Consider the following 19,584-nt stretch of genomic DNA (forward strand, 5'->3'; position numbering starts at 1 on the left):
TTGTCTCGAGGTACAGGGGAAACCCACAGTGAGAGTTATTGTTTCGACGGTCGCACTGATCGCGGCAGTTCTGAGCGTCAGCGCCTGCCAGTCGGGCTCGGACACCTCCGGACCGCACTCCACCACCGCGGAGTTCCCACCGCCCCCGACGAGCACCGCCGTAACAAGCACCGCTGCGCCGAGTACCGACACCACAGCGCCGAAAACCACGACGACGGAAGCAGATTCGAATCCGTGCGACACCGTAACCGCCGCGATCCTGCAGCAGGTGGCCGCGAGCGCGCACGCCTCATCGGTTCCCGTCGAGTTCAAACAGCCACAGTGCGTACAGGGTTGGGCGCTGGCGTCCTCGAAATCCACTCCCGCCGCACCCCAGTCCTCGGGATACCTGTTCCATGCGACCTCGCCGGGAGCGTGGCGCTACATCACCGTCGGCAGCGCGATCGACTGCACGAACTTCGGGATGCCACACGAGGTGGCAGCAAAGCTGCAAGGCTGCCGCAGCTAGTCGGGTACGGGACAGAGGAGTTCGATCATGAACGGTAGAAAACTTCACATCCTGGGCCTCATCGGCGCGGGATTGGTCGCCATGACGGCGTGCAACTCGGCCACGGTGACATCCGGGCCCACGGGAGGGACACCGCCCACCACGACCGCGCCGACCGGGGGCGGCACGCCGACCACCGAATCATCCAGCGCGGCAGCGGGTATCGGCGAATGCCGGGCCGATCAGCTGAGCGTGGCAATCGGCAAGGGCGGCGCGGCAGCCATGCATTCCTACTTCCCCCTGATCTTCACCAACACCGGCTCCACACCGTGCACCATGCAGGGCTACCCCGGCGTCTCCCACACCAACGGCCCCGACGGCGACCCGATCGGCAAACCCGCCGACCGCGACACCAACACCACACCCGTCACCCTCGTCCGCCTCGATCCCGGCGCGACGGCCTCGGCCAAAATCGTTGCCCTCAACGGCCAAGGCGCTTACTCGTCCGCCGACTGCAAGCCGGTCCCCGAGAAGGGCCTGCGAATCTATCCGCCCGACAACAAGTCCTCACTGTTCCTGGACCTGCCCGGAACCACCTGTAGCAACCAGTCCCTGACCACCCTCACGGTCCAAGCCGTTCAATCCGGCGTCGCGAACTAGCGGCGGCTTATCCGGTCCTGCAGGGCGGCGGCGAGGATCCTGTCGCCCTGGGCCGTGGGGTGCCAGGGGAAGCCGAGGAGTTCGGTGGTGGGGTCGAAGACGCCGTCCACCCAGGGGTTCGGGGTGCAGGCGCCGTGGCCGGCGGTGACTGCTCGGGCGTCGAGGAAGTCGGCGTCGAGCATGGCGGCGGCTGCGCGCTGAGCGGTGTCGAGGTGGTCCAGGAAGGCGGTGATCGCGCCTGCCCGGGGCTGGACAACCTCGACGCCGAGGACGGTTGTACACGCGGAATCTCCACCGGGAGAGTGGATTTCCGGATAGCCGACGAAGATGATGTGCGCGTTCGGGGCGTAGTAGTGGAGGTAGACGACCGCTTGGCGGACGCGGTCGGCGTACGCCTGCGGGGTGATGGTTTCGGGGTCGGGGGCGCGGCCCTGCGCGGCGGCTTCCGGGCCGCAGCCGTCGATCAGGTCGGTCAGGCACGACACGGCATGCGAGAGGGCGACCTTGCTGTCGGTTCCCCAAGCGTCGTTCATGCCGAGCTGGATCGTCACGGTCCGAGTGTCGGGACCCAGTGCACCATCGGACATGGCCCGTTTCACCTGATAGGCGAGGGTCCAGCCGGAGGTATCGATGGTGGCGCCCTGACACGAGTTGTCCTCGACGTCGTCGGGTGACAGGCCGAGGCCTTGCGTCAGCTGCGTCGGCCAGGAGGTCGGCACGTGCTTACAGCCGGTATCCCCGCCCTTGTCGATCAGGTCGAGAATGCCCGCGTTGGCGGAGTAGGAATCACCCAGCACCACAAGGGTTTTGCCGCCGGTGCCGGCCGCCGTCGCCGGGGCCATCGCAGCGAGCACCGCCGCGGTGCCGCAGACCGTGGACGCCGCGAGCAACCGCAACCGAGCCGAACTCTTCACTTGCTTTGTACCCCTCATCGTTCTAGGTCGAACGTCCAAGATAGCGGCGAGGAGGGTGCCGTCGAGGCGGTTTCGATACCTGGCACCGATGACTTTCGCGGTCCGATCCGCTCTGTATGTGTAGGAGACACCCCCGACACGATGGGCGGATCATGCACACGGTGACCAAGACCGGCAGCGAGGACTTCGGACGGCTCAGCGAGCCGTTCCGCCGCGAGCTGCTCGCCTACTGCTACCGCATGCTCGGATCGGTCGACGAAGCCGAAGAAGTGGTGCAGGACATCTATCTCGACGCCTGGCGGGCCTACGACGGGTTCGAGGGCCGATCGTCGTTGCGCACCTGGCTCTACCGCATCGCGACCCGGGCCTGCCTCAAGGCGCTCGAGAAGGGCAGGCGCAGGCCGCTGCCCGCCGACCTCGGCGACCCCGAGACGAGCGTGCGGGCCGGGCTCGCCCGATCCCCGGAAGTGCCGTGGCTGCAACCGATCCCCGACTTCCTGTTCACCGCCGCCCCGAGCGACCCCGCCACCGTGGTGGTGCAACGGAACAGCCTGCGACTGGCGCTGATGGGTGCGCTGCAACAGCTGCCGCCACGGCAACGGGCGGTGCTGATCCTGCGCGACGTGCTGCAGTGGCGAGCCACCGAAGTCGCGGAGTTGCTGCAGATGACCACCGCCGCCGTCAACAGCGCACTGCAGCGCGCACGAGCCCAGGTTCCGCTGCGCGAGGACGGTCTGAGCGAACCCGACGAACCACGGCAGCGCGCCCTGCTCGACCGCTACGTCACCGCGTTCGAGACCGCCGACGTCGATCAGCTCGTCGCGGTCCTGACCGAGGACGCGCGCTGGGAAATGCCGCCCATCGCAACCTGGTTCGAAGGCCGCGACACCATCCTCGCCTTCCTGGTCCAGCAGATGCGGACGATCGGCCCGGCCGAACTGGTCGCCACCTCCGCCAACGGCCAACCGGCCTTCGCGGTGTACGCGCGCGGCCGCGACGGTGCGCGTCACCCGCACGCCCTGCACGTCCTGACAGTCACCGCGGCGGGCGTCAGCCGGGTCGTCGCATTCCACGGCTCCGCCCTGTTCCCGCTGTTCGGCCTCTGAGGGACCCGACATGCCCGAACCAGCGCAGCCCGATGAGGCGCTGCCCGCCCAACTACGCCTGTTCTGCGAACTTATGCTCGGCTCCGCCGAGGCCGCCGACTGCGTGATTCAACAGATCTACCAAGCGGATTCGCCCGCCGAACGCCTCCGCCTGTTCCGCCTCGCCGCCGCCCACTGCGGGCTGCTGCCGTGATCGTGTACGAGGCATGGGCCGGTCGGCTCGCGCGGATCGCCGACATCTCCAGCGGCCACACACGCGTGGGCGAGCGTCAATCCGACAGCCACGGTGGAGGTTCGGCGCCGCTCGAGTACTGCTCCCACAGCGGGCCTATGTCAGGCCGGCGGGGTAAGCCGTCGCGGCCACCGACCGTGGCGGAGGCTGCCAGTGCCATGACGTGGGCCAGGTTGACCGCCTCCTCCGGGGTGCCACCGTTGAGCAGGCTCAGCATGACGCCCGCGACCGATGCGTCCCCGGCTCCGGTGGTGTCGGTTAGCCGGTGGCAATCGACGTCGACGACCCCCTCGGGATAGTGGGTCGTCATCCGGTCGCCGGCTTCGGTCACCGTGATCGCGACCGATCGCGTTTTCGCCACTCCGGTAGACAGTTTGAGCACGATGACCGACGGCCGCAGCCTGGACAGTCGTGCCCGGACGTCGCGAATCTTGTCCTCGACCGGACGATCCTGGACGGTGCGGTGGCCGAGAAAGAGGTCGAGCTGTTGTTCATAGACGAACACAACGTCGGCAAGGCTCAGTAACGGTTCCACGCCCGCGACTCCCAGGGACGCGTAGATCGCACCTGGGTTCAGGGTGATCACGGTTCGATCCGCCACCGTCGCAGCGACTTTCTGCTGCAGTACCCGCTGTCGATGGCCTTCCATCGAGGTCAGGTGCAGGATTCGGCAGCGCTGCGCGGCCTCGATCAGCGCATCGACACGACCTTGGCGGCGCAGCCGAGTCGCCAATTCCGAATTGATGCCCGGCGATACAACGATCATCCTCCCGCCGGATTGGTCCGCCAGGACAATGGTGCTGCCGGTGGGAAGCCGGGAATGGGGCACCGACAGTACACAGTCGACGTCGACCTCATCGGCGACGAGCTGGGCCACCAGATTACGGCCGGCACTGTCGTCGGCGACAATGCCTGCGACGGCGGCCCGGCCGCCGATTCGCGACAGTGCGACAGCGGTATTGGCGCCCGAGCCGCCCGGCGCGTATTGGCTCCAGCGGCTGACGACCTCATGATCGCGCTGGATGCGGTCGACCAGATGCACCGCGTCGGCATTCATCGCGGTGATGGTCAGCAGATCGGTGGGACGGTCGCGTCGTGCTTTCTCGACCGCATGACTCCATCCGTCAACGGGCGCGGGTGCGGAGTTGTAGCAACGTCGGTAGAGGTCGTCCCACCAGTCCTGGTCCCGCCATTGAGGATTGATCGGCTGGCCGGTCCGGTCGGCCAGATCCAGGCAGGCCCCGACAAACGCTTCAACGGTGGACCACACCGGTACCCGGGTGTCGGCCGGCGAATCCATCCGGTTGTACAGGTCGTAGAGGGTGTTGCGGCCCAGCTGGATGCCGAGGATCTGAATGCGCCGGAACAGATCCGCCACCGTCGGGGATCCCACCGCGGCCCGGAGCGCGCGCAAGGCCGTGAACAGATCAGGCTCCGTCGCCACAGCTACCCACCCCAGAACGAATTCCGGCCCGGCAGGCCGGATCCGGACCGGATTTTCGGGCCTGCTCGAGCGGTGACCATATTTTATGGCAACTACTCCCGTGGGGCACAAAGAAGATGCCCCACAACCATGGGTGACACCGGGCCGTGGATCGGTCATCGGCGTCAATGTCCGCGCCCCGAGGCTATTACGATGGTTGCGCCGCAGCCACTGGCAGCCGTGATCCCGGCGGGGATCCTGCTTGTCGAACAGGCACTCGCGCCGATTACGGTGCCGCCCAGCCTCGGCGCGATCCTTCTCATCTTCGCGCTCCAGCTTCGACTCGCTTCCTCCAGCCGCCGAGGTCGGGCATCGATCCTGGTCCGGTTCTCACCGCTGCAACGCCGGCTCGGAATGCTGATCCACCTTGTCGACGACTCGGGACGGCGGTGGGAGGCGCGCTTTCTCCCGGTCACCGCGATGGAGCTGGATATCGGCGACCCGGTGTTCACCGAGGGCAGGATCGACCGTCGTGGCCGACTGCGGATTCGCGCGATCACCAACATCCGCACCGGTGTTCGCCGGCTCAGCCGCGGTTCCGCGGTGTGGCCGATCGTCGTGATCAGCGTCGTGGTGATGATCCTGACTGCTGCCGCGGCGGTCTGAAGCGGCTGGAATCGAACTCAGCCCAGGATGATGGAGGCGGCGTGTTCGCCGATCATCATGGTGGCAGCGTTGGTGTTGCCGCCGACGATGCTGGGCATGATGGAGGCGTCGGCTACTCGGAGGGCTTCGATGCCTCGGACTCGGAGGGTGGGGTCGACGACGGCGCGGGCGTCGGTGCCCATGCGGCAGGTGCCTACGGGGTGGTAGACGGTGGTGGCGCGGTTGGGGACTTCGGCGGCGAGGTCGGCGCGGGTGGGGTACTGGGGGCCGGGGGCGATCTCGGTGTCGACGGCGGGGCTGATCGACTTGGCGGCCATGACTTCCCGGGTCAGCTCCATGCCATGCACGAGGGTGTCGACGTCCTGCTGTTCGGCGAGGTAGTTCGGATCGATTGCGGGGGCGGCGGTGGGGTCCGCGGAGGTGAGGCGCAGGGTGCCGCGGCTGCGCGGGTAGATCATCGTCACCAGAACCGTCAGCGACTGGCGTGGGTCGGGAACATGGCGGATGGGGGCGTCCTGATTCGGTCCGGGGTAGCCCCAGGGCAGGACGTGCAGTTGCAGATCGGGGGCGTCGACCGCGTACGGGGTGCGCAGGAACGCGACCGCCTCGAAGACGCTGCGGGCCAGCCAGGTGCTGTTGTTGCGCAAGGACTCTCGCACGAAGGCGCGCGCGAAGTAGCCCGGTGACGAACGGCGCACGGCGGTCGGCATGGCGAAGGACATCGGGACGAACAGGTGGTCGTGCAGGTTGTCGCCCACCGGGAGGTCGGCGACCACATCGATGTCGAAGGCCCGCAGGTGGTCGGCCGGTCCTATACCGGAGAGCATGAGCAGTTGCGGGGAGCCGAATGTGCCTGCGCTGACGATGATCTCGCGCTCCGCACGCAGCACGTCGAGACCGCCGTTTCCGGTCCGGTACTCCACCCCGACGGCCCGGCCGTTCTCGATCACGATTCGCGTGACCTGCGTATTCGGCAGCACCGTAAGGTTTTTCGGCCGATCGTCGAGGTATCCGACCGAAGTGCTGTAGCGCAGCCCATTGCTGTTGCTCTGCTGCAGGATCGAGATGCCGTCCTGCTCGGCACCGTTGTAGTCGGGGTTGAACGGCAGATCCACGGTGTCGGTGAAGGCCCGCATGAACGCGTCGGAGGCCGGGGTCAGATCGTGCGCGCGAATCACCCGGATCGGGCCGGAGTCGCCGCGGAAGTCGCTCGCGCCGTCCTCGAAGGACTCGAACTTCTTGAAGCTGGGCAGCACATCCTGATACGCCCAGCCGCTGTTGCCCTCGCCGGCCCAGTCGTCGAAGTTGCGCCGGTTGCCGCGCACGAACACCATGCCGTTGACCGAGCTCGAACCGCCGACCACCTTGCCGTGCGTCTGCGGGACGGTGCGGCCCAGGGCGTGCTTCTGCTCGACGGTGTAGTGGCCCCAGTCGATCCGCTTCTTCAACTGGGGCACACTGTGCATCGGGCCGATCATGCCGGGCTTGCGGACCAGCCGGGAGCGGTCAGGTCCGCCCGCCTCGAACAGCGTGACGGCCGCGCCGGAATCCGCCAGTCGGCGGGCGATGATGGCCCCCGCACTCCCGGAGCCGATGACGATGTAATCCGCCGATGCCATGACCAGTCCTTCCGCCCTCGCAAGTCCCGCCGCGAGTCGCCGACGACACTGGAACGTGTTGCGAAAATACTCGAATTCGGACGCGAACGAACCCGTTTCGGGCCACCCGACCCGCAGGATTCACCTGGCGAGCTGAAGCGCCACCGTCGCGGCGGCCGGAACCAGGTACAGCACCGGGAAGATCGCCGACCCGGCGTGACCGGCGCGGATGGAGGTGGCCGAAGCGCCGAGGAAGTACAGCACCAGGCAGATCGCGGCCGCGATGCCGACGGCGGGGATGAAGAAACCGGCGATCAAGCCGAGCGCGCCCGCGCCCTTGGCCGTCGCCAGCCAGTTCCACCAGGACTTGGGGACGCTGTACTGCTCGAGCGGCTCGGTCACGAACTGCTTCTCGGTGAACAGGGAGAAGCTGGAGAATCCGATCCACAGGGCCGCGACGATTCCGACGACGTGATAGGCGATGTTCATGAGGGTCTTCCTTGATGAATTCGTGGGAGTGAAAGTGCTTGGGTGTCAGGGACGTTCGTCGACGATCTCGCCGGTCGTCACGGAGGCGTCCAGCATCAGCGCCTCGGTGGCCTCGACGAGTGGAACGCCCTGTGCGGCGGTGAGGGCGGCGAGCATGTCTTCGGCGCGATCCCAGCGCCAGGCGTCGAGGTAGGTGCCGTCCTCGAGGCGGGTGAGGCGGGTTCCGGTCAGGCCCGGATTGGCCCGGCGGATGCCGTCGATGAGCATCTTGCGTTGTGTCAGCAGGGTTTCGAGATCGGCGCGGGCCACTCGGAATCGGTGGATCCGGACTACGGCCATGGTGTCCTCGCTTCTTGGGGCTTGTCGTGCGAACAAGAACAAGCCTCACAGCGGCGAGGGACGCGCAGTAGTGCGCACGGCACCGATCGCACCTGCGTCAAGCACTGTCGGACCATGCAGAATGCACGGTCAGCAGGGCAGCGCGGCCGCGAGGCGGAACTCGCCGTCACCGATCGAGGTCGTGAACGAGCCACCGGCGTCCAGCACGCGGGCCCGCATATTGCGCAGTCCCTGCCCGGCACCGTTCGTGTCGGCCGCACCGACCCCGTCATTGTGAATGTTCAGCTCTACCTGCCGATTTCGGCTGCGGCACCGAATTTCGACGCGGGTCGCGGTGCTGTGCCGCAGCACATTGGTGACGGCCTCCCGCACGACCGGCGCGAGCACCAGGTCGGCCCGCTCGGGCAGTTCGTCGTCGTAGTCGATGCTGACGCTCGCGATGGCGGCGGCGAGGATGGCCGCCGCCGAATCGAATTCGCCGCGCAAGGTGCGGGCGGCACGATCGTCGGTGAGGGCGAGCGCCTCGAGTTGCGCGTCGGCCGAGATGCGCAGCGCCTGCCCGATCTCCGACTCCGCCCGGCTCGAATCCCGGGCGATCAATTCGCCGATGAGGTCACACTTCAATGCCAGCACCGACAGCGTCAGGCCGAGCAGATCGTGGATGTCGCGGGCCAGTCGCAGTCGTTCGAGCTGCGCCGTCCGGGCGGCCAGCGCGGCACGGGATCGGTTGAGCTGCATCGAGAGCTGGTGAAACCGGGCGAGCCCGAACAGCACCAGGGTCGCCTCCAGAGCCAGCAGCACCCAGCTGGTCCGATCGGCCAGGCCGCCGGTCGGTGCGGTGAAAACGGCACGCAGCGCGAGCGCGCCGACCGCCACGAGCAGCCACGCCACCCGCTCGCGCAGCAGGGCGGCCACCGCGAGCGGGACCAGCCACAGCGCCCAGAACGGGCCGAGCCACGGCAGCGGAGCCAACGTGAGAACCAGCTGGGTCCACAACAACGATCCGGCGAGGCGTGGCCGGACCACCTGTGCCAGTAGCAGACTCGAAACAGTCAGCCCGCCGATCGCGTTCGCCACGGGGTACCGCTCGACCTCGAAGACCTGATTGGCGGTGAGCGCCAGCATGCTTGCGGCCAGCGTGGCCAGCGCCAGCCGGGGTGCCGTGCGGGACACCGGCGCCGGGTCCGCGGCGGGCAGGTCGAGATCGTGCTGGGCGGCGGCGGTGCGACGCATCATGGCGACGATCGCGCGCGTCCGCTCGGCCGCGTCGTCGGCCGTGCGGACCGCGAGGTCCGGCGTGTGTGCCAGTTCAACTCGCGCCCGGTGCAGGTGTTCGGTCACCGCGACCAGTTGTGCGCCGAGCCCGGCGCGCAGATCCCGCGCCACCCGCAATCGTTCCTCGGAGCGGATGACCCGGGTCAGTTCGTCCCGGGTCGAGCCGAGCCGATCGACCAGGCCGGGCAGGCGCAGCAGGCTGAAGATCACCAGTCCGATGGCGGCCGTGCCGACCGAGGCGAGCAGGTAGGTCGAAGCGCCCGCGTGCCATCCGTGGTGAACGGGACCGGAGGCGAGGGCGACGGCACCGAAACCCAGCCACCGCCACCGCGGCCCGAGCGCGATCGTCGCGGCCAGCAGCGCGTCGAGATCCGTGGCGGGATCGAAGAGTGCGATCGGAAGGTAGGTGAGCAGCCCCTGCGCGACCAGCGCCGAGCGATAGTGACCGCGCCACCGGTACGCCACGACGAGCAGTGCCGCCTGGACAACCGCACACCCGCCCGCGGCAATTCCGTTCTCCCCGAACACGACCGAGAGGACGTACGCGACCAGGAACAGGTACCCGGTCGACCTGGCGAGCAGCGACACGCGATGATTGCATACCGTCCGGCCGGTCCTGAGCAAATCGAACGGCTCGGGTGACCCGGTTCGCACAGAGGAGTGGTATCAGATGATCAGAATCCTGATCGCCGAGGACATGCGGCTGCTGCGCGAAACCCTGGTCGCCTCACTGGAACTGGAAGCAGACCTCGAGGTGGCCGCCGTACTGGCGGACGGCAACGCCATCGTCGCGACCGTGGCGGCCGAGCACATCGACCTCGCCATCCTCGACATCGATCTCCCCGGCAAGGACGGTCTCACCGCCGCCGCAGAACTCCGCCGCGACCACCCGCACTGCCGAATCCTGGTGCTCACCTCCCTGGCCTCCCCCGGCCATCTCAAGCGAGCCATCGACATCGGCGTCGGCGGATTCGTCCTGAAGGACAGCTCCCGCCGCGACCTGCTGCACGCGGTCCGGGTCGTCGCGTCCGGCGGCAGCATCCTGGACCCGGGACTCGCCTTCACCGCCCTGCGCGGCCCCGCCAATCCGCTGACCGACCGCGAAGCCGACGTCCTGCGCGGCCTCGCCGCCGGCGCCGACCCCAAACAGATCGCCGCGGACCTGCACCTCTCCTACGGCACAGTCCGCAACTATCTGGCTGCCGCCACCACAAAACTCCAGGCCCGCACGCGGGTCGACGCCATTCGCATCGCCCGACAGGCCGGTTGGCTCTGACTCAGCGTCAGCCGCCGGGCGCGGCATCCCGGCGGAAAATGCCCTGAAACGCGCGAAACCCGCGCCGTAGCGCGGGTCTCGTGTGTCAGTACCAGAACTTAGATGACGCGGACGTTCTGGGCCTGCGGGCCCTTCTGGCCCTGGCCGATCTCGAACTCGACACGCTGGCCCTCTTCGAGGGACTTGAAGCCGGAGCCGGAGATCGCGGAGAAATGAACGAAAACGTCCGGATCGCCATTATCCTGCGCGATGAACCCGAAGCCCTTTTCGCCGTTGAACCACTTCACACTGCCTTGCGACATTCTTTTTATTTGCTTTCTGTTGCGAGCCGAGCGATCACATCAACAACCCGTTCTCGACATACAGCATGCCACACATTGGTGCGGCTGCCGACGGCGACCCGGCGTGGAGATCACAACTCTCGACCTACGATGTGACCGAGGCCACTTTCGCGATGTACGTTTTTTGGACGACGCAGAGGAACTCAACTCGTTTCCCAGCTATAGATCCAGGAACTTCCCTGCGTCGCGGGACCACCATAGCGGGCCCACGCCGTCAACGCCACCTGATTGGCGGCACCGGCATCACGAGCCCGATCGACACCGGCCCCGCGATCCGGGATCGATGCAGCTCAGGACTGTGCTTTGCCGAGGCGGGCGATCGCCTCATGGAGAGTGGCGTCACGTTTGCAGTAGGCGAAGCGGACCAGGTTGTTCCACTGTGACCGAGCCGCCAGTGCCGCCACCGGGATAGCGGCGACGCCGGCGCGGGCGGGGAGTTCGCGACAGAAGGCGGTGCCGTCGCTGCCGACGTCGGCACAGACGAAATAGCCTCCGGCGCTGCGCTTCACGGGGTAACCAAGGTCACGCAGGGCGGTCGAGAGCAGCTCGGACTTGCCGCGCAGCGCGGCGCGATTGGCGGCGGCCCACTCCTGTTCGTGGGCGAGGGCATGCGCAACAGCGGGCTGGAAAGGGGCGGGCGAGACGAAGGAGAGGTACTGCTTGGCGGCGTGGATGGCATGGATGAGCGGGGCCGGGCCCAGCGCCCAGCCGATGCGCCAGCCCGTGACGTGAAAGGTCTTGGCGGGGCTGGAGACGACGATGGTGCGCTCACGCATGCCGGGCAGGGTCGCGATCGACAGGTAGTCGTCCGCGTCGAAGACCAGGTGCTCGTACACCTCGTCGGAGACGACGAGAAAGTCGTGCGCGCAGGCCAATTCGGCGATCAAGCGCAGATCCGCGGGGCGCAGTAGGGAACCGCTCGGATTGTGCGGCGAGTTGACGACCAATAGCCGCGTGCGGGCGGTGATCGAGCGGCGCAATTCGTCGAGATCGAGGGTGAAGCCGTCACCGTCGGAGACCATTGCCACCGTGCGCGGTACGGCACCCGCCATCGCGACGGCGGCCGCGTAAGAGTCGTAATACGGTTCGATCAGCACGACCTCCGCGCCCGGCTCCACCAGGGCGAGCATCGCCGACGTCAGCGCCTCGGTGGCGCCGGCGGTGACCACCACCTCCGCGAGCGGGTCATAGCCGCCGCCGAGCCGCCGCCCGCGTTCGGCGACGATGGCCTCCCGCAACACGGCCTGCCCCTTCGAGGACGAGTAGTGGTTCATGCCACCGGATATCGCCGATCGGGCCAGCTCGAGCATGGCGGCGGGGCCCTCGTAGTCGGGGAAGCCCTGACCCAGGTCGACCGCTTCGTTGCTGGTGGCCAGCCGGGAGATCTCCTCGAACACCGAAGAGCTGTAGGGCCGTAACCGTTCGACCAGGATGTCGCTCATCGCAGACCCCGCAGTACGAAGCAGGTGACCGGTTCGCGGCGGCCCTTCACGGCGATCGCGTGCAAGGGTTCCACCAGCGCCCGGGGTCCGAGCTGGGCCCGGGTCAGCGGGCCGATCACCACATCGCCGGGATGCGCCACGCCCTGCAGCCGGGCCGCGGTGTTGGTGGTGTCGCCGATGGCGGTGTAGTTGCGCATCTGGGCCGCACCGATATTGCCGACCAGGGCGGGACCGGTATTGACCCCGACCCGGAAGCGCGGCCACTCCGGCCGGCCCTCGGCGATCCGTGCCACCGCCTGTTGCAGGCCCAGTCCGGCGTGCGCGGCGCGCAGCGCGTGATCCGGTTGCGGGGTGGGCGCGTTGAACACCGCCATCACCGCGTCACCGACGAATTGCACCACCACGCCCCCCGCTTCCAGAATCACCGGCACGATAGCGCCGTAGTAGGTGTTCAGCATCTGCACCACCAGCGCCGGGTCGGTGCGCTCGGCGAACGGGGTGAAGCCGCTCAGGTCCGCCATCAGCACGCTGACCTCGGCGATCCGGCCGCCCAGGTCGGCCTCGGCCGGATTGGCCAGCAGGGCGGTCGCGACCTGCGGGGACATGTAGGAGCGGAACAGCTGATCGAGTTGACGGTAGAGCCGGGCGTTCTGTTCCAGCACCACGAACTGTCTCTCGGTGAGCCCGAATCGCTTCGACAACTCGACCCCGACCGCACCGAGCGGCTGGTCGGCCGGGACACCGTGCGCGGCGCGCTGCCGCAGCACCTCCGCCATCTCGGTCATCGCGCGGGTGTAGTCGCGTTCGAGGGCGGCCATGGTCTGGTTCAGGGTGACGCTGTCGAAGAGGCCGAGCTCGGAACCCTCGCGCCGGAATTGCAGGTGGCTGCTGACCGCGATCAGGCCGAAGGCCGCCACCATCAGCACATGCCATTCCCACCAGGAGACCTGCCAGCTGCGCCCGTAACCGACCGCCAGCAGTGCCTCGATCAGCAGAACGAGTGCGGAAAGCACACTGAGCAGCAGCAATCCACGCCGTCGGCGGAACTGGCGGGCGTAGGCCACCACCGCTCCCAGGTACGCCAGGGAGCCGATGTAGGCGACCACCACCAGCGAGTGGGAGGTCTCGGTGGCGCTGGGCATGGCGTCGAACGGCGGTGATCCGGTGAGCGACAACATGGCCCACACCAGCAGCGCGAGTACCGGCAGCGCCGAGAGCAGCCACATGAGTCGATTCAGCCGGGCAGCGGCGACCGGTCCGTATTCGAAAGCCGAAGCCAGCGCGGCGAATCCGCCCAGGGTCAGTCCGACCGGGACGGCGTAGACGAATCCGGCATTGGGCATCTGGATGATGACGCCGGGGGTGGCGATGGCGTGCAGGCCGAGGAAGCCCGCCGAGAACTGGAACATCAACGACACCAGGATGAGTCGCAGATCGTGGCGGCTGCGTGCGGTGCGGTAGAGGACGACCCCGAGGGCCATCGCCAAGGCCGCCGCGGCCAGGACCAGCCAGAAATGCTGGGGATGGTGTTCGTAGTGGGCGTCCAGGCGTGGGTGCGAGATCAGCAACCACAGTCCCGCGACGGGCAGGCTGATCGCTGCGGTCCAGGTCAGGACGCTTACCTTCGACACCTTTGAACCCTACCGACGGATCGGCTCGAGTGCGGGGGCGATTCCCGCCGGGCGGAACGGCTTTCGCAGTGGCGCGGTCTGCCCGGCGGGGATTCGGTACCCGATCAGATCAGGACGACCGATGTGTCGGGACGACTAGTGCGCCGAGAGGCTGCTGAGCAGACCGGCCAGCGGGTTGGACGCCGAGGAGCCGCTGCCGCCGCCGGTGGTGCTGCAGTCGACCACGGTGACGGTGGTGGACTTGTTGCTGATCACTTCCTGCACGGCCTTCAGGGTGTGCGAGCCGGTGGTGGTCGGCGTCCAGGAGAAGGTGGCCACGCTGTTCGACGGCTTGTTGCTGCCGACCTGAGTGTCGTTGTCGGACAGCGTGACATTGAACAGGAACGACGTGGGGGTCACGTCGACGCTGACGGTGTAGGTCTGGTTGGCGCAGTACTGGCTCGCGCTCGCCACGCTGATACCCGTGACCAGGGCGCTGGCATTCGGTGCGGTCAGCAGTGCGACCGCGGCCGCGGCGCCGATTGCGGTGGCGCCGACGCCTACCCGCCGAGTGGTGTTCATGAGTGTGCTCCTCTCATCGTCCACAGGATCGTGGACGATGCGAAACGTTAATACTTCACAGTCTCGTTCGGAGGAGATTCACAGGAAATCATTCACCACCGGAGCTTCTGCCGACCCTATCCGGCCAGCAGGCCCTTCGCGATGTGGGTGACCTGGATTTCATTGCTGCCCGCGTAGATCATCAGCGACTTGGCGTCGCGGGCGAGCTGCTCGACCTTGTACTCGGCCATGTAGCCGTTGCCGCCGAAGAGCTGCACGGCCTCCATGGCGACCTCGGTGGCGGCGCGCGAGGAATAGAGCTTCATGGCCGACGCCTCTGCGAGGGACACCTTCTCCCCCGCCGCGGTGCGCTCGATGGCGTTGAACACCATGTTCTGCACATTGATTCGCGCGATCTCCATCTCGGCCAGCTTCAACTGGATGAGCTGGAACTGGGCGATCTCCTTGCCCCACAGCTTGCGCGTCTTCGCGTAATCCACACACAGCCGGTGACATTCGTTGATGATGCCCAGCGCCAGCGACGCGATGCCGATGCGCTCGGCGGCGAAGGACTCCTTGGCGCTGTCCTTGCCGTCGCCCTTGGCCGGGGTCTCGGTCTCGCCCAGCAGGCGGTCCGGGGTGATGCGGACATTGTCGAAGAACAGTTCACCGGTGGGCGAGGAGTTCATGCCCATCTTCTTGAACGGCTTGCTCTGCGTGAAGCCGGGCATGCCCTGGTCGAGTACGAAGGTCAGCACCTTGCGGTCGCGGCGGTCGGTGCCGTCCTCCTCGTCCAGCTTGGCGTAGACGACGGTGACATCGGCGTACGGGCCGTTGGTGATGAAGGTCTTCTGCCCGTTGAGGATGTAGTCCGCGCCGTCGCGGCGCACATACGACTTCATGCCACCGAAAGCGTCGGAGCCCGAATCGGGTTCGGTGATCGCCCACGCGCCGACCTTCTCGAAGGTCACCAACTCCGGCAGCCAGCGCTTCTTCTGCGCCAGCGTGCCGCGGCTGCGAATGGTCCCGACCGTCAGCCCGAGACTGACACCCATCGAGGCCACCAGGCCGAGGCTGATCCCCGCCAGCTCACTGTTGAGAATCACGCCCATCGAGCCCGAACCACTGAACCCGCCGCCCGCCTTCCCGGTGGTCCCGGCCTCTTCACGCGCGATCGCCTTCTCGAGACCCTCCTTCGCCATCTCGTCCAACCCGAAGGTGGCGTACAGCTTCCGAATGATGTCGAACGGCGGCAGCGCCCCACTCTCCAGCTGCTCGACGTGCGGCTTGATCTCCTTGTCGATGAACCCGCGCAGCACATCGCGGAACATCAGATCTTCGTCGGACCACTGGTACATGTGAGAGAACTCCCGGAGGCTCGCGGAACAGTCACCCCGAATATAGAACACGTTCTACATTCGGAGTGACTGTCGCAGGTCATCCACGAGTTCGGATGATCAACCGGGCAGGGCGGTAGGTGGGTTGGGGGTGAGGATGGGGGCGGGCGGGGTGGAGGTGGGAGTGGCTTCGCCGGTTTCGAGGTAGTGGACGACCGCGTCGTCGACTTCGGGGATGCCGCGGGCGAAGGAGCCGTGGTCGGTGCTGTCGACCCAGATCAGGGTGGCGTTCAGGGCGGCGGCCATGGCGGGGCCGCCAGCGGCGGGGGTGGCGGTATCGCGGGTGGATTGCAGCACCAAGGGGCGGGTGGTGAGGGCGGTGCCGTCGACACGGATGCGGTCGGTCGAGGACGGCCAGGCTCCGCACATCGCGCCGGAATCCTGCAACCGGGATAGGAACGCGAAAATACTTGCGCCGGAGATGAACTCGCTGACCGCGCCCGCTACGACGGCCGGGTCCTGGGCCGTGGTGTCCTCATTGCAGGTGATCGCGTCGTACATCCACTGGCCGGTCGGATCGAGGGCGGTGCGGCCGGACACGTAGGTGAGGAATTCGGTGTTCGTGGCGTCGGCGCGATAGCGGCGCATCCCTTCGGCGAGATACGGCCAGAGGTTGCGCGAGTAGACCGCGGTCGAGGCGGCGGCATAGGTCGGGGTCGCCGATCCGTTCGGGTGCCGCACGGTCTCCACCAGATTCGCTATGCGCCCGGACAATTCGTCCGAGCCGGGCGTCTGCCCGGGCGCGGTGAGCGCACCGGCCGCGCCGCCGAGCGCGGGATCGAGCCGGGCCAGCCAGCCACCGCCCTGGGCGTCGACCTGCCGAACCCATTCGGCGGCAACGGTATTGCGGGTCGCACCCAGACCGTAAATGGGGTCGTTGGCGGCGATCCAATCGAACAGCTCGGTGAAACCGGCCTCCCGCGCCTGCCAGCCCCGCGCGAACTGCTCCCGCCACGACCATTGCGGGTTCACATTCCCGTCCAGCACAAGGCGATCGACGCGCGACGGGAACAGCGTCGCGTAGGCGGCGCCGAGAAAAGTGCCGTACGAGCCGCCGTAGAAATCGATCCGATCGACGCCGAGCGCCTGCCGGGCCTGCTCGATATCGCGGGCCAAGGTTTGGGTGGTGATGGTGTGCGAGTAGCCGGGATCGGCTCTCTCACAGGCGGAACGGTCGGTGGTCGAGATGACCAGCACGGTCGTCATCGCACACTGCAGCGGCGTCGCCCACCGCAACCCCCGAGGCTGCACCGCGACCTCATCGAACTCCCGATGCAGTACGGGCACAGTCGAATTCCGCGACCCCCAGAACCCCAGCGCATCCGCCCCGGGCCCACCCTGCCCAGCAAAAAGCACCCCGCGCTTATGCGCCGGATCAGCAGCCGCAATCCTGCTCACCGTGATGTCGATACGCGCCCCGTCCGGCACCGCGTAATCCCGCGGCACCGACAACGTCGCACACACCGCCCCGCCCGCGTTCGCCTCGACAGGGCAAGGCCCCCACTGCAATCCATCCCCGACCTCGGCCGTCACCACCGGCGCGAGCACGGCCACCGCGATCACGCCGACCACCCCCGCCGCCGCGCGCAACCAGCCTGCCGAATGAATTCCACCCACCATCGTGCCCCTCCCCGGGCGTGATCTCCGCAGCCGTCACCCTACACAGCCGCCACGAGTACCGGTGCGTCCCGATGGAGCTCAGTCATTTTCGAGTCCGTGACCCTCAACACATAGTTAGCCAAAAGATTGCTGAAATCGTTCTGGTTTGTTGTTGTTGAGCGAACCACCCGCCGACTGCACTCCCCAAGCAGGTGATCGGAATGTCAAAGATCGTGCGTTGTAATCGAATCACCGCCGGGCTCGTCGGCGCCGCAGTGGTATTCGCAATCGCCGCATGCGGTTCCAACGACCAGCCCCCCGACAGCACATCGCCGACCCCACCGGTGCAAACCACCGTCGCGTGGTCACCGCCCGTCTACCGCACCATCCCCTCAGCTCCGGGAGATGTCGTCGTCACCAGGGACCAACTGATCGGCACCACCGTCGCTGCCACCCGCGCACTGCTGTCAGCAGGTTCGTGGCAGCCGGAAATCGTCGAGGGCACCTACGTCAGCACCAGCCCAGGCCAACCCACCCCCGACACCACCGACACCGGCAACTGGCGGATCGCGGGAGCCTGCATCACCCCCGACTACAAGGTGCGCATTACAGCCAAGGCCCCGGACCAATTCCGCGACACCGAACTACCCCGGATGCGCGACGGCCGATACGACGACAGTGCCTGCCAGAACGGCTGGAACGGCATCAACCTTTCGAGAAAGCCATAACCAGGCAGACCGCGTGTCACTGTCGGATTTCGGGCGCGGGAGCGACGACCATGGGCTGAATCCCGGTATCGGAACTGGTAGGAGGCGCAATGCTCGCACTCGGGTTCTTCGGCTGGATCATTATCGGCGGATTGGCCGGTTGGATCGGCAGCAAGATCATGGGTACCGACGCCCAACAAGGCATCGTCCTCAATGTCGTAGTCGGCGTTGTCGGCGGCCTACTGGGCGGATTCCTGCTGAAACTGGTCGGCGTGGATGTCAACGGCGGCGGCCTCATCTTCAGCTTCCTCACCTGCCTGGCAGGCTCGGTACTGCTGCTGTTCATCGTCCGCAAGGTCCGCAGCTAACCCACCGGGCATCCCCGCCCGCACCCGGCGGCCCGGACCAATTCCGCGACAGCGAACTACCCCGGATGCTCGACGGCCACTACGACGACAGGGACTGCCAGAACGGCTGGACCGGCATCAACTTGTCGGAAAAGCCAGAATCGGCACCGCCGCACCTACAGCGCTGGCGGCGTGGGTGCGGCGGAGGCGTTATTCCTGGTCGAACAGATCCGAAGCAACGTTCACGGTGACAGCCCGAGTGAGCCAAACCGACAGCAGCCCGAGATCCGAGCAGGTCAGAATGCGCTCGCGAGAAGAGCACTCGACCTCGATGCAACGAGCGGCCAGAACCGTCAGGATCGCGGAGGCCTCCCCTTCGGCCACGCCCTCCGCACGACCGATTGCCTGGTGGCGATGGGCGAACTCGCTCTCCCACTGGTAATCCTCGACAGAGATCGACATGAGCTCCTCCAGCTCCGAACGGACCGCCTGCGGCAACCGCGCGCTGATGTAGTCATAGTAAATCAGGCCACGCTCGGGCCCGAATGCTTGAATCGCCCGCATCACCATCTCGAGCACGCGATGTCGGGACGTGTCGTCCACGTGCCCAGGAGCCGACAACAACACCAACTCGGGCCATTCGTGTGCCTGCACCGGGTCAGTCACCGCCGCCAGCCGGCCCGGCCAGTAGGTGATCGGCGCGAAAACGAAACCCGGATGCCCAGTTTCGACCGGCTCGCCGACTGCAGCCGCGACCTTTTCATTCGGGCAGTAGGCCAGCAACGCCACGGGACAACGTAGCCGTTTGCGCAGGTTCGTCACGTACTCCGGCCAACTCGACCGAATGCGAATCAGATCCTCACAGGTAGCCGAGTTTTGGACCTCCTGGATGATCGCGAAGTCGGGCCGCTCCACGCTGCCTCCGACCACTGACACATCCAAATGCAGTTCTAGCGGACCCAGCATGGTCACCGTCTCCGGTCCCAGCCGCCAGCACGGACCCTCCGGGACGGCTAAGCCGAACACCTCCCGCGCCACCTTCGGCGCGAGCTCAGGTCTCTCCCGGAACAGTTCCAACGGCACCTCATGGTTATTGGAAGGCACGTCGCGGACCG

At 67.0% G+C, this 19,584-nt stretch carries 21 protein-coding genes; 8 read left to right on the plus strand and 13 right to left on the minus strand.

Going from position 1 to position 19,584, the window contains the following annotated elements:
- The first annotated feature begins 28 nt into the window (after positions 1-28).
- The gene (locus ACFXHA_RS12920; protein WP_379356030.1) at positions 29-508 is read left to right on the plus strand and encodes a hypothetical protein; all 480 of its coding nucleotides are present in this window, start codon (positions 29-31) and stop codon (positions 506-508) included.
- Positions 509-535: 27 nt separating this feature from the next.
- On the plus strand, positions 536-1,147 hold the full coding sequence (locus tag ACFXHA_RS12925) for a DUF4232 domain-containing protein (protein WP_379356032.1): 612 nt from the start codon (positions 536-538) through the stop codon (positions 1,145-1,147).
- Here ACFXHA_RS12925 and ACFXHA_RS12930 read toward each other — a convergent pair.
- Positions 1,144-2,061, minus strand: a complete 918-nt coding sequence (locus ACFXHA_RS12930) for an SGNH/GDSL hydrolase family protein (RefSeq protein WP_379356034.1) — start codon at positions 2,059-2,061, stop codon at positions 1,144-1,146. The genes ACFXHA_RS12925 and ACFXHA_RS12930 overlap by 4 nt on opposite strands.
- A 152-nt stretch (positions 2,062-2,213) precedes the next feature.
- Between ACFXHA_RS12930 and ACFXHA_RS12935 the strand changes: the two genes are divergently transcribed.
- The gene (locus ACFXHA_RS12935; protein WP_379356035.1) at positions 2,214-3,167 is read left to right on the plus strand and encodes a sigma-70 family RNA polymerase sigma factor; all 954 of its coding nucleotides are present in this window, start codon (positions 2,214-2,216) and stop codon (positions 3,165-3,167) included.
- Between the two features lie 10 nt (positions 3,168-3,177).
- Positions 3,178-3,360, plus strand: coding sequence for a hypothetical protein (locus tag ACFXHA_RS12940; RefSeq protein WP_379356037.1), 183 nt, complete (start codon positions 3,178-3,180; stop codon positions 3,358-3,360).
- A 76-nt stretch (positions 3,361-3,436) separates the two neighbouring features.
- Here ACFXHA_RS12940 and ACFXHA_RS12945 read toward each other — a convergent pair whose 3' ends face one another.
- Positions 3,437-5,002: a carbohydrate kinase family protein gene (locus tag ACFXHA_RS12945; RefSeq protein ID WP_379356669.1), complete on the minus strand. Its 1,566-nt coding sequence runs from the start codon at positions 5,000-5,002 to the stop codon at positions 3,437-3,439.
- On the opposite strand from ACFXHA_RS12945, the gene ACFXHA_RS12950 reads away from it, so the two are divergent.
- On the plus strand, positions 4,973-5,488 hold the full coding sequence (locus ACFXHA_RS12950; RefSeq protein WP_379356039.1) for a hypothetical protein: 516 nt from the start codon (positions 4,973-4,975) through the stop codon (positions 5,486-5,488). The genes ACFXHA_RS12945 and ACFXHA_RS12950 overlap by 30 nt on opposite strands.
- 17 nt (positions 5,489-5,505) lie before the next feature.
- Here the strand turns inward: ACFXHA_RS12950 and ACFXHA_RS12955 are convergent, their stop codons facing one another.
- The 4 genes from ACFXHA_RS12955 to ACFXHA_RS12970 form a co-directional block, all read right to left on the minus strand.
- Complete coding sequence (locus ACFXHA_RS12955; RefSeq protein ID WP_379356041.1) at positions 5,506-7,107, minus strand: GMC family oxidoreductase; 1,602 nt, start codon at positions 7,105-7,107, stop codon at positions 5,506-5,508.
- 120 nt (positions 7,108-7,227) lie between these two features.
- Positions 7,228-7,575 carry a DoxX family protein gene (locus tag ACFXHA_RS12960; protein WP_379356043.1) on the minus strand — a complete coding sequence of 116 codons (348 nt, stop codon included), beginning with the start codon at positions 7,573-7,575 and terminating at the stop codon, positions 7,228-7,230.
- A gap of 45 nt (positions 7,576-7,620) precedes the next feature.
- A complete protein-coding gene (locus ACFXHA_RS12965; protein WP_379356045.1) occupies positions 7,621-7,914 on the minus strand; it encodes a hypothetical protein in 294 nt (97 codons plus the stop codon).
- A 129-nt stretch (positions 7,915-8,043) separates the two neighbouring features.
- Positions 8,044-9,777, minus strand: a complete 1,734-nt coding sequence (locus tag ACFXHA_RS12970; RefSeq protein ID WP_379356047.1) for a histidine kinase — start codon at positions 9,775-9,777, stop codon at positions 8,044-8,046.
- Positions 9,778-9,859: 82 nt separating this feature from the next.
- Here ACFXHA_RS12970 and ACFXHA_RS12975 point away from each other — a divergent pair, with 82 nt between their 5' ends.
- Positions 9,860-10,465 (plus strand): DNA-binding response regulator, encoded by a 606-nt coding sequence (locus tag ACFXHA_RS12975; protein WP_379356049.1) that lies wholly within the window; start codon positions 9,860-9,862, stop codon positions 10,463-10,465.
- A 98-nt stretch (positions 10,466-10,563) separates the two neighbouring features.
- On the opposite strand, the gene ACFXHA_RS12980 is transcribed toward ACFXHA_RS12975, so the two are convergent.
- The 6 genes from ACFXHA_RS12980 to ACFXHA_RS13005 form a co-directional block, all read right to left on the minus strand.
- Positions 10,564-10,767: a cold-shock protein gene (locus ACFXHA_RS12980; RefSeq protein ID WP_379356051.1), complete on the minus strand. Its 204-nt coding sequence runs from the start codon at positions 10,765-10,767 to the stop codon at positions 10,564-10,566.
- A 329-nt stretch (positions 10,768-11,096) separates the two neighbouring features.
- Positions 11,097-12,248, minus strand: coding sequence for an aminotransferase class I/II-fold pyridoxal phosphate-dependent enzyme (locus ACFXHA_RS12985; protein WP_379356053.1), 1,152 nt, complete (start codon positions 12,246-12,248; stop codon positions 11,097-11,099).
- Positions 12,245-13,879: an adenylate/guanylate cyclase domain-containing protein gene (locus tag ACFXHA_RS12990; protein ID WP_379356055.1), complete on the minus strand. Its 1,635-nt coding sequence runs from the start codon at positions 13,877-13,879 to the stop codon at positions 12,245-12,247. Before ACFXHA_RS12990 ends, ACFXHA_RS12985 begins: the two co-directional genes overlap by 4 nt.
- 135 nt (positions 13,880-14,014) lie before the next feature.
- The gene (locus tag ACFXHA_RS12995) at positions 14,015-14,440 is read right to left on the minus strand and encodes a hypothetical protein (RefSeq protein ID WP_379356057.1); all 426 of its coding nucleotides are present in this window, start codon (positions 14,438-14,440) and stop codon (positions 14,015-14,017) included.
- 116 nt (positions 14,441-14,556) lie between these two features.
- Complete coding sequence (locus tag ACFXHA_RS13000; RefSeq protein WP_379356059.1) at positions 14,557-15,777, minus strand: acyl-CoA dehydrogenase family protein; 1,221 nt, start codon at positions 15,775-15,777, stop codon at positions 14,557-14,559.
- Between the two features lie 99 nt (positions 15,778-15,876).
- Entirely contained in the window at positions 15,877-17,436 is a 1,560-nt protein-coding gene (locus tag ACFXHA_RS13005) for an alpha/beta fold hydrolase (RefSeq protein WP_379356061.1), read from the minus strand.
- 323 nt (positions 17,437-17,759) lie between these two features.
- On the opposite strand from ACFXHA_RS13005, the gene ACFXHA_RS13010 reads away from it, so the two are divergent.
- On the plus strand, positions 17,760-18,143 hold the full coding sequence (locus ACFXHA_RS13010; RefSeq protein ID WP_379356062.1) for a hypothetical protein: 384 nt from the start codon (positions 17,760-17,762) through the stop codon (positions 18,141-18,143).
- Positions 18,144-18,232: 89 nt separating this feature from the next.
- Positions 18,233-18,490: a GlsB/YeaQ/YmgE family stress response membrane protein gene (locus ACFXHA_RS13015; RefSeq protein WP_379356064.1), complete on the plus strand. Its 258-nt coding sequence runs from the start codon at positions 18,233-18,235 to the stop codon at positions 18,488-18,490.
- Between the two features lie 189 nt (positions 18,491-18,679).
- Here ACFXHA_RS13015 and ACFXHA_RS13020 read toward each other — a convergent pair whose 3' ends face one another.
- Positions 18,680-19,573 carry a hypothetical protein gene (locus ACFXHA_RS13020; RefSeq protein WP_379356066.1) on the minus strand — a complete coding sequence of 298 codons (894 nt, stop codon included), beginning with the start codon at positions 19,571-19,573 and terminating at the stop codon, positions 18,680-18,682.
- Positions 19,574-19,584: the final 11 nt, after the last annotated feature.

This window comes from Nocardia sp. NPDC059240 (assembly GCF_042753865.1).
In the GTDB taxonomy this organism is placed as follows: domain Bacteria; phylum Actinomycetota; class Actinomycetes; order Mycobacteriales; family Mycobacteriaceae; genus Nocardia.